We start from the raw sequence: 14289 nt of genomic DNA, 5'->3' as shown, positions 1-14289 counted from the left end.
GGCGCTGGCTAGGCTCGCGGGGTGACCGACGCCACCAGCCGACCCGCGCCTCCTGCCCCTCCCGTGCCGCTCAGCCCCGTGCAGGCCGACGCCGTCCGTCGCGGCGCACTGCCGCCCGTGGAGGAGGTCCGGCACGGCGTCTGGTCGGTCGCGTTCGAGTTCGGCGACGGCATCGACGACCACTCGTTGGGCTACGTCGTCGAGGGCTCCGACGGCGCCCTGACGGTCATCGATCCCGGGTGGGGAGTCGACGCCAACCTCGACCGCCTCGAGAGCGCCCTCGCCGACGTCGACCACTCGCTGGCCGACGTCGAGCTGATCGCCGTGACCCACCTGCACGCCGACCACCTGGGCGGAGCCGAGGCGCTGCGCCGGGCCTCCGGCGCCCGGATCGCCCTGCACGCCGCCGAGCAGCGCGCGCTGGGCGAACGGCCGTCCGACGCCGCGGCCGCCGACGCCGACATCGCCCGGTGGGGCGCGCCCCGGGACGACCAGCAGGCGCTGGTCGCGTCGTGGGGGTCGGGTCGCCACCTGCCCGCGCTCACCGCCGACCTGCTGCTCGGCGACGGCGACGTGCTGCCCGTCGCGGGACGGCTGCTGCGGGCCGTGCACACCCCGGGGCACACGGCGGGCCACCTCTGCTTCGTCGAGCCCGAGCAGCGACTCGTCTTCACGGGCGACCACGTACTGCCGCGGATCAACCCCGGCATCGGCCTCGGCGGGCGTACGGGAGCGAACCCGTTGACCGACTACCTCGCCTCGCTCGACCGCATGGTGGCGCTCGACGTCGCCGGCCCCGACGCCCTCGAGGTGTGCCCCGGCCACGAGTACCGCTTCGTCGGCCTCCGCGCACGGGCCGAGGCCCTGATCGCGCACCGCGCCGACCGCAGCCGTGACGCGGCCGCCGCCCTGGACGCGCTCGACCGGCCGACGGTGTGGCAGGTCGCCGAGCGGATGTCGTGGAGCGGCGGCATCGCCTCGTTGCACGGCTACCGGCTCGGCTCCGCCCTCGCACAGACCGAGTGGCACGTGCAGGACCTCGGCCGCGCCGACGAGCTGCGCGCCGCCTGACACCCGCCCGAGGACGTGGCGAGGTGACCGGCCTAGTGTCGAGCGCGGCCCCGGGGGACGCACCGCGCCTCCTGCCCGGACCGCCACCACGACCGAGGAGAGACATGAGCACGACCACGACCCCCACTCGCACCGCCCTCGTCCTGGGCGGTGGCGGCATCACCGGCATCGCCTGGGAGCTCGGCGTGCTGTCGAGGCTGCTCGAGGCGGGCGTGCCCGTGGACGAGGCCGACCTCGTCGTCGGCACCTCGGCCGGATCGGTCGTCGGGACGATGGTGCGGCTCGGCCGCGTGGACGAGGGCCTGCGGGAGCAGTTCGAGGCCGTGACCGAGCTGCCCTCGGGCTCGATCGACCCCGAGGTGTTCCAGCAGACCCTCGGGCAGGCCCTCGCCGGGGCGACCGACCAGCAGGAGGCGCGGGCCCGCATCGGCGCCCTGGCGCGCGAGACGCCCGTGGTCGCGGACGAACCCGAACTCGTCACCGCCATGCGGGAGCGCTTCGGAGGCGTGGCCTGGCCCGACGCCGCCCTGACCGTCTGCACCGTGGACGCCACCGACGGCTCGTTCCGTCCGCTGGACGCCGGCTCGGACGTCGACCTGTACCGGGCCGTGGCCGCGAGCTGCTCGGTGCCCGTCGTCTGGCCCACCGTCGACGTCGACGGCCGCCCGACCATGGACGGCGGCGTGCGCTCGGGCACCAACGCCGACCTCGCCGAGGACTACGACCGGGTGCTCGTGCTGTCGTGCGGACCCGAGCTCGACGTCTCGCCGCTCGGCCCGACGCTGCCGCAGGTCGTCGAGGCGCGCCGCACCGCCGGCCGGGACGTCCTGGTCGTCCAGGCGGACGCCGAGTCCCTGCAGGCGTTCGGCACCGACGTCCTCGCGACGACCACCCGTCGCCCCGCGGCGGAGGCCGGTCGCCGACAGGCCGAGGCCGTGCTCGACGACGTCCGGGCCTTCTGGGCGGGCGGGGTCGCCTGACCGGCGACGCGCAGACCGCGGGGGCGGTGGGCCGGTACCCTCGGGAAGTGACCACCGCCTCCTCCCCGCTCCGCATCGCCCTCGTGTCGTTGCACACGTCCCCCGGTGCCGAGCCCGGGTCGGGCGACGTCGGCGGCATGAACGTCGTCGTCCGCAACCAGGCCGAGGCGCTCGGCGCCGCGGGCCACGAGGTCGAGATCCTGACCCGCCGGTCCTCGCCCGACGAGCCGGCGAGCCTGGCCCTCGCCCCCGGCGTCACGCTGCGGTTCCTCGACGCCGGCCCGGCCGAACCGGTCACGAAGGGGCGCAACGAGCTCTACGTCGACGAGTTCCGCGACCGGCTCGCCGAGCTCGGCCCGTGGGACGTCGTCCACTCGCACCACTGGTTCTCGGGCATGGCCGCGCTTCCCGTCGCCCGTGCCCTCGGCGTGCCCCACCTGCAGAGCTTCCACTCGATCGCCGCCCACGACTCCACCCCCCTCTCGCACGGCGAACGCGCCGAGTCCCCCGGCAGGATCGCCGGCGAAGAACGGGTCGCCCGCGAGTCCGACGCCGTGGTCGCGATCAGCCACGCCGAGGCCGGGACCGTCACCTCCCGTCTCGGCGGCTCGCCCGACCGCGTCCACGTCGTCCTGCCGGGCGTCGACGGCGAGCTCTTCCACCCGGCGGAGGCGGGCCGGACCGCCCCGGGCCGCCCGTACGTCGTCGTGGCGGGGCGACTCGAACCGCTCAAGGCACCCGACCTCGCCCTGCGCGCGGTGGCGGCGGTCCCCGCCGAGGTGCGCCCCGACCTCGTCATCGCCGGAGGCGCCTCGACCGAGTTCGCCGGGTACGAGTCCGAGTTGAGCACCCTGAGCGACGACCTCGACCTCACCGTGCACTTCCTGGGCCCGCGGTCACGGCCCGGCCTCGCCGCACTGCTGCGCGACGCAGCCCTCGTGCTCGTGCCCTCCCACTCCGAGACCTACGGGCTCATCGCTCTCGAGGCCGCGGCCAGCGGGGTCCCGGTGATCGCCGCGGCGTCGGGCGGCCTCCGCGAGTCGGTGGTCGACGGCGTCACGGGCATCGTGCTGCCGCAGCGCGACCCGCAGGCCTGGGCCCGGGCGATGACGCAGGTGCTCGCGGACGCCGGGCTGCGCGACCGGCTCTCGCGCGCCTCCCGGTCCCACGCCCTCGACCACCCGTGGTCGCGTTCGGCCGACGACCTCGTGGGCGTCTACTGCGGGTCGCTCGCCCGCCAGGGGTCGCCCTGCGCCGCGGCCTCGGCCTGACCCCTCCCGACGCCACCAGCCCGTTGACGGGGGCCGGGCCTAGGCTCGGGTCGTCCCGCGACGGCGCGCCGCCGCGCGCCCGTGCCGACCCACCAGCTCGCCCGACCACCCCAGGAGGCCACCGATGACCGACGACACCCTGCTCCAGACCCTCATCGAACAAGAAGAGCGCCTCGTCTTCCGGCGGTTCACCCTCGACGTCGCCCTCGACCTGGGCGCCCACCTCCTGGCCGAGGCCCGACGCCGCGACCTCGCCGTCGCGGTCACCGTGCGGCACGGTCGGCAGCGGGCGTTCCACGCGGCCCTGCCCGGCAGCAGCCTCGACAACGACGAGTGGCTCGACCGCAAGGCCCGCGTGGTCGAGCGCTACGGGCAGAGTTCGTACCGGGTGGGCGAGTCGTTCCGGGTGCAGGGCGGCACGTTCGACGAGAAGTCGCGCCTCGACACCGGCCTCTACGCGGCGCACGGCGGGCTGTTCCCCGTGCGGGTCACGGGCGTCGGCGTCGTCGGCTCGGCCGGCGTCTCCGGCCTGCCGCAGGCCGACGACCACGCGTTCGTCGTCGACGTGATCGAGGACTTCCTCGACCACGGCTACGACGCCTGAGCCCACCGCCCGAGCATCACGTGGACGACCCGACCGCAGGAGGCGCGGTGCCGGCCCCCGAGTCCCCGTGCGACGACGAGGCGGCCGCCTCGCTCCGCACCCTCGTCGAGCAGGCGGCCGCCGACCTGGCCGCGCGCGGGGCGCGCACCGAGGCCCTCGCCCGCCACAAGCCCGCCCGGCGCATCGTCGTGGTGAAGACCGCCGAGTCGCTCGAGCCCGCCGGGCGCGCCTGGCGACTCGGCGTGCTGCTGCTCGGCACCGACGGCCGCGTCTTCGAGACCGGACGCATCACCCGGGCGGTCACACCGACCCGTTCGCAGCACCTGTCCGCCCAGGTCGAGCAGCGCAAGGCCGAACGGCGGGCGGCCGTGCGCGGCCACTTCGCCGAGGGCGAGGTCGTCAACTACGGGTACGAACCGGTGGACCTGTCGACCGCGGCGTTGCAGGGCGGCGAGCAGCGCCTCCTCGTCCGCGACGGGCACGCCCTCGTGCGGTGGGGCACGGCGATCGGCGAGGTCCGCGATCTCGCCGCGTACCTCGCCGATCGGGCCGAACTGCTCTAGCGCACGGTCCCCCGCGAGGGCGACGCAGCGGACGCGGTCGTCGCCGCGGGCTCGTCAGGCTCGGCGGGGTCCACGGGCTGGGCGGGCTCGGCGTCGAGGAAGGGCAGGTCGCCGAGGTCGATGTTCGGGTTGGCGTCCTGCGTCTCGACGAGCTCGTGCGCCTCGGCCTCGGTGGCCACGCTCGGCATCGAGCCGGGCAGCGGGCGCTGCGACGACTCCTTCATGAACCACACCGCGACGGCTCCGACCAGCGAGGTCGCCATCAGGAAGAACGCCGGCACGAGCTCGTTGCCGGTCGCCTGCAGCAGCGCCTGGATGATCAGGGGCGTCGTCCCGCCGAACACGGCGATCGCGACGTTGTACGACACGCCCATCGCGCCGTAGCGGCTCGCGGTCGGGAAGAGCGCGGGCAGCGACGACGCCTGGCTCGACACCCAGAGCGCGACGCTCACGGCGAGCAGCGACAGCCCGGCGAGGGTCGTCGCGATGCTGCCGACGCCGATCAGGAGGAACGCGGGCAGGGCGAGCAGCAGCACCGATGCGGCACCGAGCCACATGACGGGACGTCGGCCGATGCGGTCGCTGAGGCGCCCGGCGACGGGCAACAGCAGGGCGAGCAGCACGAGCACCGGGATGGTCAGCAGCGTGCCGTGCAGCGGGTCGTAGCCGAGCGAGTCGGTCAGGTAGGTCGGCATGTAGCTGGTCAGCGCGTAGCCGACGGTGTTGGAGGCGGCGACGAGGCCGATCGCGATGACGATCGGACGCCAGTGCTGCCGGACGAGGGCGAGGGTGTTGCGCGGACGGCCCTGCGCGTCGGCGATCTCGCCGACCTTGTTCTCTTGCGCGTCCTGCGTCGCCTGGAACGCGGGCGACTCCTCGATCTTCAGGCGGAAGTAGATGGCGACGACGCCGAGCACGCCGGCCAGCAGGAAGGGCAGGCGCCAGGCCCAGTCGAGCATCTGCTGCTCGGTGGTCAGCAGCTGCAGCACCGACACGACCGCGGCGCCGAGCGCGAAGCCCAGGTAGCTGCCGAGGTCGAGGATGCTCGCGAAGAACCCGCGCCGTTTGTCGGGTGAGTACTCGCTGACGAACGTCGTCGCCCCGGCGTACTCACCACCGGTCGAGAAGCCCTGCAGCAGCTTGAGCACGACGAGGGCGATCGGGGCGAGGGCGCCGATCGCGGCGAAGTCGGGCAGCACGCCGATCAGGAAGGTCGCGCCCGCCATCAGGATGAGCGTGGTCGCGAGCACCTTCTGACGTCCGACCCGGTCGCCGAGGCGGCCGAAGACGACCCCGCCGAGCGGACGCGCGACGTAGGTCGAGGCGAAGACGCCGAGGCTGAAGAGGATCTGCAGCGACGGGTCGGCCTCGGGCAGGAAGACCCGGCCCATCGTGACGGCGAGGTAGCCGTAGACGCCGACGTCGTACCACTCCATGGTGTTGCCGACGACGGTGCCGCCGATGGCGCGCTTCATCATCGCCGGGTCGACGACGGTGACGTCGTCGACGCGCAGACGCCGCGGGCGCCTCCGTCCGGAGGCGCGGGTCGGGTGGTCGGGACGGGTCTCGCGGGCAGGGGTGGGTGGGGTTCCCATGAACGACGTTCCTCTGGATCTCGGGCGCCGGTCGCAGGGACGGGCGCCGCGGCGATCGAGCTGCGGAGGGGCGGTGCCCGGCTGCCGCGGCCCGAGTGGTCGGGTCGACGGCGGGCAACGTTACCGGCATGTCGGCGGCGCATTGCCAGGGCATTCGGAGGGAGGCACACCCACCCCCCAGCCGACGCGGGACGAACTGCCGAGCGGATCGCCTATCCTCGACGACGACTTCCGTGCGGGTCGCCACCCGCTGATCGCCACCCCACCCGACCCTCAGGAGGCCCGCCGTGCGCCGCGTGTTGATCGCCGTCTCCGTCGTGTTCGGCGTGGGGCTCGTCGCCTTCGTCGTCGCCGTCGCGATGGTCGTCTCGGCGCTCACGGCGCCCCGCGACGAGGACGTCACGGCGATCACGTCGACGCCCGTGCCGGCCTGCCCCGAGGTCGACCCGGTGATGGTCGGCGACATCGAGGTGCCGGCCGGGCCGGTCGCCGGGTACTGCCAGGACCGGCTGGTGAACGCCGCGTACATCATGCTGGCCGCCCGGGCGCAGGGCATCGGGGAGCACACCCAGGCGATCGGCGTGATGACCGCGATGGGTGAGTCGAGCCTTCGCAACATCGACTACGGCGACGCCGTCGGGCCCGACAGCCGAGGGCTCTTCCAGCAACGGGACAACGGCCAGTGGGGCACCTACGAGCAGCGGATGGACCCCTACACGGCGGCGACCAGCTTCTTCACGAAGCTCGTGGCCATCCCGGGCTGGAAGGACCTCACCCCGACCCAGGCGGCGCACGCCGTCCAGGTCAACGCCGACCCCGACCACTACGCGAAGTGGTTCCCCGACGCCGAGGTGGTCGTGGCGGCGCTGTCGAGCTGAGCCGCGCCTCCTCGGGTCGGGGCCGGTCGGCCGGACGGGGCCCGTCGGGGCCGACCGTGACTACTTGGCGCGGCGGCCGATGCTGCGACGGTCGCGCCAGGCGCCCGTCGACCAGAGCGACAGCAGGACGAGCAGCGGCTGGAAGACCAGGCGGAAGGCGCGCTTGCCGTCGGTGTCGAGGCCGAACGCGTCGGTGTGCGTGACGAGCTGCGAGATGTTGCCGGGGAAGATCGCGGTGAAGAACGCCGCGGCGACCCAGCCGACCGTCACGCGGTGCTTGGGGGCGACGACGAGGGCCGCGCCGATGCCGATCTCGACGACGCCGGAGGCGAGCACGACGAAGTCGTCGTCGAGCGGCAACCACTCGGGCACCTGGGCCTGGAACGGCTCACGGGCGAACGTGAGGTGGCTCGTGCCGGCGAAGACCAGGGCGCCACCGAGGGCGATGCGGCCCAGGGTGCGGGCGAGGGACGTGGGGCGGGGGCGGGGTCGTCTGGACATCCGTCCAGTCTCCTCCTGTCGGGGCCCTCGTCCCTACCAGCCCATCGTGCCGGGTGCGCCCTTGAACGGACCGACCAGGTTCGCGGTGATCCAGCCGCCGTAGAAGTCGCCCTCCTGCGCCTGGACCACCTGGCCGTCGATCTCGCAGGAGTCCATGGCGCCCGGGTACAGCGCGACGTGGTCGACGAGGGACTCGTAGCCGGGCCAGGGCTCGGCGTAGGACCAGCCGGCGCGGCGCGCGACGACTCCCCCGCCGGTCACGTCGAGGTAGCCGGCCTGGCCCTTGAACTCGCAGAGGCTTCGCCCCTCGGCGCGAGACAGGGCTCCTGCGGCGAAGTCCGAGCGGGGCAGGTAGTAGACGGGCGGGTGGCTCGTCTCGAGCACGCGGATCGCGGCCGTCGTGTCGGCCACCACGACGCCGCCGAGACGGACGACGACGCGCTCGGTGCGGGGCTCGACGCGCGGCGGGCGGGGGTAGTCCCACACGGACTCCTGCCCGGGGCCGGGCTCGACGCGGACGGGGTGGGACGGACGGGAGGGGCGGCGGAAGGCGGGCATGGCCTCATGATGCGCCGCGGGGCTGGGACGCCGCACCGGGTCGCCCGCAGCCGTCGCCCCCGTGGCCGGTTGGGGTGGCCGGACGAGCCCCGACTCCACCACGAGGCTGATGCCCGACGGCCGATCTGCACCTACCCCCGCTGGACGATCGGCTGACGGACGCCCTCGTGCCGCTGTGCCATGGGAGCGACGACGGCTTCCCAGAGGATCTCGTCGTCGACGACCGTCGACGTGGGTACGAGCCCGAGCCGACGGGCCACCCGGGCTGACGCCTCGTGGTCGGGGTGGACGTAGGCCTGAAGACGCCCGACACCCAGCGAGGTCAGCCACGTCACGACGGCTGTCGCCGCCTCCCCGGCGAGACCGCGACCCTGTTCCGAGGCCGTGACCAACCACGCGAGATCAGCGACGAGGTCAGCGCCCTCGCGTGTGAGCGTCGCCTGGACGAATCCGACGGCCGGCCCACCGCCAGCAGATCGCATGATCCAGTTCAGCCACACGGCACGTCCCTCTTCGGACTGACCCGTCGACTGACGGCGATAACGCGCTTCGAGTTCCTCGAGCGTCGGAGGCTCCCCACCCGTGAACCGGTACAGATCCTGTGGCGCCAGAGCGACCACCATCTCGCTCGCGTGCTCCACGGCGAGCGGCTCGAGAGAGAGACGATCCGTTCGAAGGGCGTCAGCCCGGGGCCATGACATGACCCGAGCTTCGCAGGTCGACCGGACGGTCGTCGTCCATCGACACGCTGTGGCTACCCGCTCGTCGCCTCATCCGTGGCGGCACGGGAGAGGGGATAGGCGCGGTCCAGGCGGGGGCTGAGGACGACGAGGAACAAGAACATCGACAGCAACCACCCGGCGACCCAGTAGGCGGGAATCGAGAAGATCACGACGTTCGGCACGACGTCGGTGGCGACTGCGACGACCACGGTGATCGTGACGAGCACGCCCACGCCGTAGTACAGGGCTCGGAAGCCCTCCTCGACCCGGCCTCGCCGATCCTGCTGGCGAGTCGTCCGCTCGTCGAGGGCGGTGACCGAGCGGCCGTAGTCGTCCTCGGTGACGGTGACGAAGAGGTCACGGACTGGAACGCCGAAGGCCTTCGCCACCCGCGACAGCGTGTCGAGGCTCCCGTCATTGCCCGCCTCGAGCCTCTGGACGGTGCGGACGGTCACGCCGCTCGCGTCTGCGAGGCGTTCCTGGGTCCAACCCATCTGGGTCCGGAGATCGACGATCCGTGTCTCGTTCATGCACCTCACACTAAGAACGACCAGCCCCGAGGTCCACGACACGGACCCGACAAACAGCCGACACCCTCACGACAGAACACCTCGGGGCCCCAGTCCCGATCATCACCTCCACCGCAGCAGACCTCGGTCTCAGATGGGGTCCGATGAAAGATCGTCCATCCGGACGGCTGGCCGCCCGGTCAGAGCTGCACGTGAGCCAGTCAGCTGTCGAGCGCGAGGACCCAGAGGGCCAGTACGACACCGGTCACCACGAGCAACCCGATTCCGGACCAGAACCACGGAGCGCTCGGACCGCGTTCCGCCCTGGCCCCCGCGATGCCGTCTCGGCGAACGGCCATCACACAGGCGCGTCCGATCAGCCCGAGTCCCCCGAGGGCGACGATCACGAGCCCCGACCAGGTCCACCACGAGAACTGCATGTGATGAGGATGGCCCAGACGACCAACTCCTGTGCGCGGGCCACTGACCGGCAGCCACCTCGCCGACCGCCTGCCGCCCTATGGAAGGATCGCCCCGTGACCGACACCGACTCGACGCCACCGCTCACGCTGACACCCGGCGGGTCCCCTCGAGCGCAGGCCCTCCTCGACCGGTGGAATGTCCAATGGCAGGGTGTGCTGCCCTGGCGGTGGGCACCCCGAGAAGCGCGGCCGGAGGCATGGGTGCGCTTCCACACGCTGACCGAGGGCAGGCAACAGATTCGTCACCGTCGTGATGCCCGGGCGGTCCGCCGTCGCTTCCGACGAATCGTCCGCGCTGTCGAGCAACTGACGGATCTGCCCGCCATGGTGATCGTGCTTGCCGACGACCCTCGGCCCGGGCCCTTGCGCGATCGGGCGCTGTCAGTTCTTCCCCACCTCGAGTCATGGGTCACCGACCCGCCCATGGATTTCGGGACCGACGTGGACTGGCAAGACTCCGACCGGGATGAGGACGGGGAAGACGAGGACGGGAAGGAGTGGCCGCTGCCGACGCACTCGTTCACGACAGGCCCAGTCGAGGATCGCCTCCTCGACGCCTTGGTCATGCTCGTCCACGAACACGACGACGACCTCATCCTCTTGGCCGAGGACCTGAGCTGGGCGATCAGTGCTTACGACGGCGGCGTCGACGTCGTCTTGTGCGACCCGGACGACGCTGCGACCCTCGCCGATTGGCTTGCACCCTGGCTTCCTCCCAGCGGCTGGCCGGGCGCATACTCATGGAGCCGAAGCGCGACAACGCGCGAGATGCGTCAAGGCTTGGGTGTCGTCGACTTCGACGACGAAGACGGGAACGAGCAAGAGGGCCATGTCGGAGAGGACACGACGCCGACGTGACCGGTAGGTCACCCTCGTGTGGGCAGAAGCTCACGCCCCGACCGCGAGAAGACCCGATGGTGGACCACAATCGAGGCATGGTCGATTCTCGAGGTGACGCCTGGTCCGAGTTGTCGAACCTCATCGCCACCTCGCCCCTGAATGTCATGGTGTGCCCACCAGACGACGCCTCAGCCACCGCGGCGACACTGGGACTTGGCACAGGCTCCTTTCTCGGCGCGTTCGCTCGCAACACTTCTGGCGTCATGGTGGACGACGGGTGGCTGCGCCTCCTCGGAGGTAGTTCCAGCGCCGATGGCCTGCCTGGTCTCGACCAGGCCAGTGCCGGCACCACGGGGCTGCTGGTGGTTGCGTTCGACGTATTGGGCGGCGTCTTCGCCCTGGACGGGGGTGCCCTCGGCACAGGCAACGGCTCCGTCCACCACTTCTCGGTCGACTCCTTGAGTTGGGAAGACCTCGAGTTGGGCCACGCGGCCTTTGTGACCAGGATGCTCGCCGGTGCGACCACGAGCTTCTACGAGTCCCTCCGGTGGCCGGGGTGGCAGGCCGACATCGCCACACTGCAGCCGAGGCAAGGCTTGTCTCTCTACCCTCAACCGTTCACGGCAGAGGGAAAGGACGTCAGCAGCGCCAGCAAGCGGGCCGTGCCCATGGCGGAGTTGCTCGCCGTGCACAACGACATCGCTACTCAATTCGGAACCGATCGCGGCGTCCAAGCGACGTGGCCCTGAATCGTCCCCACCGTGCCGGAAACCGATCCCCTAACGGGACAGGAGCAGGGTGCCGTCCCTAGAGTCGCCCTCACGGTGGATGCGTCTTACTCGCACGGCCTCTTGAGTAGATACATGCGCCCCCTCTTCACGTCCTACCGCCTGCAGGGCTTGGCTGGCGTCGCACTCCTCGTAGCGTCGGGAGCGTTCTTCCTCGCCGTACGGCTGGTCTACGTCTATAAGGGCGTGACATACAAGTGCGCCGTCGATGGGCCCTTTCTCGGACATTCTTCTGGCGAGGCCCAGCTCGTTTCCGGTTCGTTCTCTGCCTGGCCGCTGGGCCGCGAGTGCACCTACATGAATGGGGCAGTCATCGAGACGACGCGAGGGGCTGGCGATGCGTGGATTCTTACCGGGCTCACCTACGGCCCAGCAGTTATAGGCCTGCTCCTCGTCATCGGCGTCGCCAGAGCCGTCGTGATCCGCCGAGGACGGACCAGCTGAGCTGCTGCCATTCGGCCGGTGGTCGATCGGCTATCGGGCAGATTTGTGAGGCGCATTCGCTCTACGGTCGAACGCATGCCCAAGCCCACACGTAAGCCGGCACTTTGGGCGGTCATCGCCTTCTACATCGCCGGTGTCCTCTCCATTGCTTACAGCTCCTACCGGTGGGCGACGAGTGGTCCCGACGACTTCGTGGAATGGACCTCGGGACGAAGTCTTGCCCTTCCGGGCTGAGGGTGGATAGCGCTCGGGTATGTCTTAGGTCTCGCAATGCTCGCCTTTGCGACATACGCCGAGCGTTGGCGTCGACGCTGGAAGTAGCTGACTGCCACCGCCAGTTCGGTAATCGATCCCCTGTCGGGCAGGAGGCGGGCGTGCCAGTCGGCTGCCGCCGTCAGAGAGCCCGTATCATCGTGAGCTCATCCCTGGAGCTGGCTGCGACGGCGAATCCGCTCCTCTCGTAGGTGCGCCGGGCGGGCTCGTTCTGGGCCATGACCGACAGCTCGAGGCGCGGTGCCCCTGCGGCTGCTGCCCACGTTGCGACGGCGTCGATGAGCAAGGTCGCCACTCCCTGTCCTCGTGCGGCGGGGTCCACCCACATGGAGATGAGTTCTGCGCCAGCACCGGGCCGTGCTGACGGCGTTCCGGTCACCATGCCGATCGGACTGCCCGCTCCTCCATCAAGGGCTACGAGGTCGATCGCCCCTGGGATAGAGAGGCGCTCGCGCCACCGGCTCTCATCAGCATCGATCCAGTCGGCCAACCGAGAGCCAAAAGCATTCGGGGCCTCAGCCAGCGCCGCAAGCCTCAAGGAGCGCCAGACTCTCCAGTCGTCCGACGACAGGGTGATCAGCGTGACTGTCATTCGTTCACGGTAGCGACCGGAGCACGATCCCCTACCGGGCGGTGCCGATGCCAGCCCGGTTGCTTCCGTCCACGAGGATGGCGGCATGCAGAACCTCGTACCAGTCACAGCCGTCACTGGCGGATCTCGCGGCATCGGAGCAGCGGTCGTGCGACGACTAGCAGCCGAAGGACACCATGTGATCATCGGCTACCGCGACGATGCCGACGCCGCGACTCGTGTAGCAGCTGAAGTTCGAGCCCTCGGGCGCGAAGCGGTGACCGCAGCCGTCGATGTGACAGACCCCCAATCGCTCGACGCGTTCCTGGGAGAAGCGCAGAACTTGGGGCAGCTGACCGGCGTCGTCGCTGCTGCGGGTGCCGTCCGAGGTGTCGGTCGACTCCTCGATCTCGACCCCGCCGACCTCAAGGAGGACCTCGAGGTCAACCTCCTCGGTGCCGTCCTGACCAGCCGTGCCGCAGTGCACCACTTGGCCAGAGCAGGCGGGTCTCTCGTCCTGATCGGATCGGCAGCGGCAACCCTCGGCAGCCCTGGGAGCTATGTGCACTACGCCGCCGCCAAGGCCGGCGTGGCCGCTCTGAGCCTGGGGCTCTCCAAAGAAGTCGCCGCCGACGGCATACGCGTCAACTGCGTAGAACCAGGCACCGTGTGGACGGACTTTCACCAAGACCCCGACCGGCCCGCGAAGGTCGCCTCGTCCATACCCCTCGGACGAGCCGGCATGCCCGATGAGATCGCCGGAGCCGTGACGTGGCTGCTTTCCTCAGACGCGGCCTACACGACGGGGGCGACCCTCAGGGTCGCGGGAGGCCTCTAACCGCGACGTCGCGCAGCAGTGAGCACACGCTGCCTCGATGGACGATCCCCTATCGGAACGGAGCTTGCTGTAGTCCTTGGCGTACCCATCGTTGTTCCTCTAGTCCCGTTCCGGGGTCGGTCTGGCTGTCCCCGGTGTGGTGAAAGCCGTGCTTGGAGTAGAAACGCTGCGCTCGCTCGTTGAACGAGAACACGAGCAAGTGCGCGTCCTCATCCCCGAGCGCTACCTGCAGCAATTGGGCAGCAACACCGGTGCCGTGCGCTCGCTCATCGACATAGATCGTGGACAGCTCCAGCGCCGGCAGACCACCGACGGCCTGGTCGGGACGTGTGGTGCTGGCGACGCCGAGGAGGAGGCCGTCGTCAGACAAGGCCATTGATACCCGACGAGAACCGTTAGCGATCCGTTCTGCCCAGCGATTGGCTCGAGTCTGAGTGGTCGTCGCGTCGAGGAACTCGTCCGGGGCGATACCTCTGTACGTCTGCTCCCAGCAACGGGTCTGAAAGAGACCGATCGCGTCCGCGTCGCCGGTCTCGGCCTGAACGATGCGTGTCACCCATCAAGTGTGGCGCGAGGATGCCCCTCAATGCTTTAGCTGTTCGCTCACCGATCGTCTATCGGGCGCCGCGGAGGAGCCTCGTCGACGCTCGCCCACGTCGACGGGTAAACAGCTAGGAAATGAGCGTTCCATCCAGCATTCTGTTCCCATGACCACACGATCGGACGCTGACAGCAGCGTTGTGCTCTGGCGGCCCACGGGCCCGGAGGAACTCGAGCTCGTCGAGGCGAGTGGCTGGTCGC

Annotated in this window: 18 protein-coding genes; 10 read left to right on the top strand and 8 right to left on the bottom strand. The window is 70.8% G+C overall.

Features of this window, described 5'->3' with window-relative positions; all coding sequences use genetic code 11:
• Nucleotides 1-21 precede the first annotated feature (21 nt).
• From ACVJ1F_RS00090 to ACVJ1F_RS00070, 5 genes are all read left to right on the top strand, one after another.
• Nucleotides 22-1071, top strand: coding sequence for an MBL fold metallo-hydrolase (locus ACVJ1F_RS00090; RefSeq protein ID WP_456884037.1), 1050 nt, complete (start codon nt 22-24; stop codon nt 1069-1071).
• A gap of 104 nt (nt 1072-1175) precedes the next feature.
• Nucleotides 1176-2051 (top strand): patatin-like phospholipase family protein, encoded by an 876-nt coding sequence (locus ACVJ1F_RS00085; RefSeq protein WP_456884035.1) that lies wholly within the window; start codon nt 1176-1178, stop codon nt 2049-2051.
• Nucleotides 2052-2098: 47 nt separating this feature from the next.
• Nucleotides 2099-3322 carry a glycosyltransferase gene (locus tag ACVJ1F_RS00080; RefSeq protein WP_456884034.1) on the top strand — a complete coding sequence of 408 codons (1224 nt, stop codon included), beginning with the start codon at nt 2099-2101 and terminating at the stop codon, nt 3320-3322.
• Between the two features lie 124 nt (nt 3323-3446).
• Nucleotides 3447-3926, top strand: a complete 480-nt coding sequence (locus ACVJ1F_RS00075; RefSeq protein WP_123569985.1) for a heme-degrading domain-containing protein — start codon at nt 3447-3449, stop codon at nt 3924-3926.
• A gap of 20 nt (nt 3927-3946) precedes the next feature.
• Entirely contained in the window at nt 3947-4489 is a 543-nt protein-coding gene (locus tag ACVJ1F_RS00070; RefSeq protein WP_456884031.1) for a hypothetical protein, read from the top strand.
• Here ACVJ1F_RS00070 and ACVJ1F_RS00065 read toward each other — a convergent pair.
• Complete coding sequence (locus ACVJ1F_RS00065; RefSeq protein WP_456884030.1) at nt 4486-6084, bottom strand: MFS transporter; 1599 nt, start codon at nt 6082-6084, stop codon at nt 4486-4488. The genes ACVJ1F_RS00070 and ACVJ1F_RS00065 overlap by 4 nt on opposite strands.
• Before the next feature lie 287 nt (nt 6085-6371).
• On the opposite strand from ACVJ1F_RS00065, the gene ACVJ1F_RS00060 reads away from it, so the two are divergent.
• Nucleotides 6372-6962 (top strand): hypothetical protein, encoded by a 591-nt coding sequence (locus tag ACVJ1F_RS00060; protein ID WP_456884028.1) that lies wholly within the window; start codon nt 6372-6374, stop codon nt 6960-6962.
• 60 nt (nt 6963-7022) lie between these two features.
• Here the strand turns inward: ACVJ1F_RS00060 and ACVJ1F_RS00055 are convergent, their stop codons facing one another.
• The 5 genes from ACVJ1F_RS00055 to ACVJ1F_RS00035 all read right to left on the bottom strand — a co-directional run bounded on the left by ACVJ1F_RS00055 (nt 7023) and on the right by ACVJ1F_RS00035 (nt 9692).
• On the bottom strand, nt 7023-7463 hold the full coding sequence (locus tag ACVJ1F_RS00055; protein WP_173150784.1) for a DoxX family protein: 441 nt from the start codon (nt 7461-7463) through the stop codon (nt 7023-7025).
• Between the two features lie 33 nt (nt 7464-7496).
• Nucleotides 7497-8021 carry a DUF427 domain-containing protein gene (locus ACVJ1F_RS00050; RefSeq protein ID WP_456884026.1) on the bottom strand — a complete coding sequence of 175 codons (525 nt, stop codon included), beginning with the start codon at nt 8019-8021 and terminating at the stop codon, nt 7497-7499.
• A 131-nt stretch (nt 8022-8152) separates the two neighbouring features.
• The gene (locus ACVJ1F_RS00045; protein ID WP_456884025.1) at nt 8153-8722 is read right to left on the bottom strand and encodes a GNAT family N-acetyltransferase; all 570 of its coding nucleotides are present in this window, start codon (nt 8720-8722) and stop codon (nt 8153-8155) included.
• Between the two features lie 53 nt (nt 8723-8775).
• Entirely contained in the window at nt 8776-9273 is a 498-nt protein-coding gene (locus tag ACVJ1F_RS00040) for a helix-turn-helix transcriptional regulator (protein ID WP_456884023.1), read from the bottom strand.
• Between the two features lie 200 nt (nt 9274-9473).
• Entirely contained in the window at nt 9474-9692 is a 219-nt protein-coding gene (locus tag ACVJ1F_RS00035; protein ID WP_056044946.1) for a hypothetical protein, read from the bottom strand.
• A 96-nt stretch (nt 9693-9788) separates the two neighbouring features.
• Between ACVJ1F_RS00035 and ACVJ1F_RS00030 the strand changes: the two genes are divergently transcribed.
• The 3 genes from ACVJ1F_RS00030 to ACVJ1F_RS00020 all read left to right on the top strand — a co-directional run bounded on the left by ACVJ1F_RS00030 (nt 9789) and on the right by ACVJ1F_RS00020 (nt 11806).
• Nucleotides 9789-10592, top strand: coding sequence for a DUF3885 domain-containing protein (locus tag ACVJ1F_RS00030; protein WP_456884021.1), 804 nt, complete (start codon nt 9789-9791; stop codon nt 10590-10592).
• A 56-nt stretch (nt 10593-10648) separates the two neighbouring features.
• Nucleotides 10649-11323, top strand: a complete 675-nt coding sequence (locus ACVJ1F_RS00025) for a DUF2625 family protein (protein WP_456884019.1) — start codon at nt 10649-10651, stop codon at nt 11321-11323.
• A gap of 114 nt (nt 11324-11437) precedes the next feature.
• Complete coding sequence (locus ACVJ1F_RS00020; protein WP_456884018.1) at nt 11438-11806, top strand: hypothetical protein; 369 nt, start codon at nt 11438-11440, stop codon at nt 11804-11806.
• Nucleotides 11807-12200: 394 nt separating this feature from the next.
• On the opposite strand, the gene ACVJ1F_RS00015 is transcribed toward ACVJ1F_RS00020, so the two are convergent.
• Nucleotides 12201-12671 (bottom strand): GNAT family N-acetyltransferase, encoded by a 471-nt coding sequence (locus tag ACVJ1F_RS00015; RefSeq protein ID WP_456884016.1) that lies wholly within the window; start codon nt 12669-12671, stop codon nt 12201-12203.
• An 85-nt stretch (nt 12672-12756) separates the two neighbouring features.
• Between ACVJ1F_RS00015 and ACVJ1F_RS00010 the strand changes: the two genes are divergently transcribed.
• Nucleotides 12757-13488, top strand: coding sequence for an SDR family NAD(P)-dependent oxidoreductase (locus ACVJ1F_RS00010; protein ID WP_456884015.1), 732 nt, complete (start codon nt 12757-12759; stop codon nt 13486-13488).
• 49 nt (nt 13489-13537) lie between these two features.
• Here the strand turns inward: ACVJ1F_RS00010 and ACVJ1F_RS00005 are convergent, their stop codons facing one another.
• A complete protein-coding gene (locus ACVJ1F_RS00005) occupies nt 13538-14044 on the bottom strand; it encodes a GNAT family N-acetyltransferase (RefSeq protein WP_159825145.1) in 507 nt (168 codons plus the stop codon).
• Nucleotides 14045-14289 lie beyond the last annotated feature (245 nt).

The sequence above is a fragment of the Frigoribacterium sp. 2355 genome (assembly GCF_054060695.1).
The sequence above is the reverse complement of the archived record's forward strand: the minus strand, read 5'-3'. Positions and strand labels throughout refer to the sequence as shown.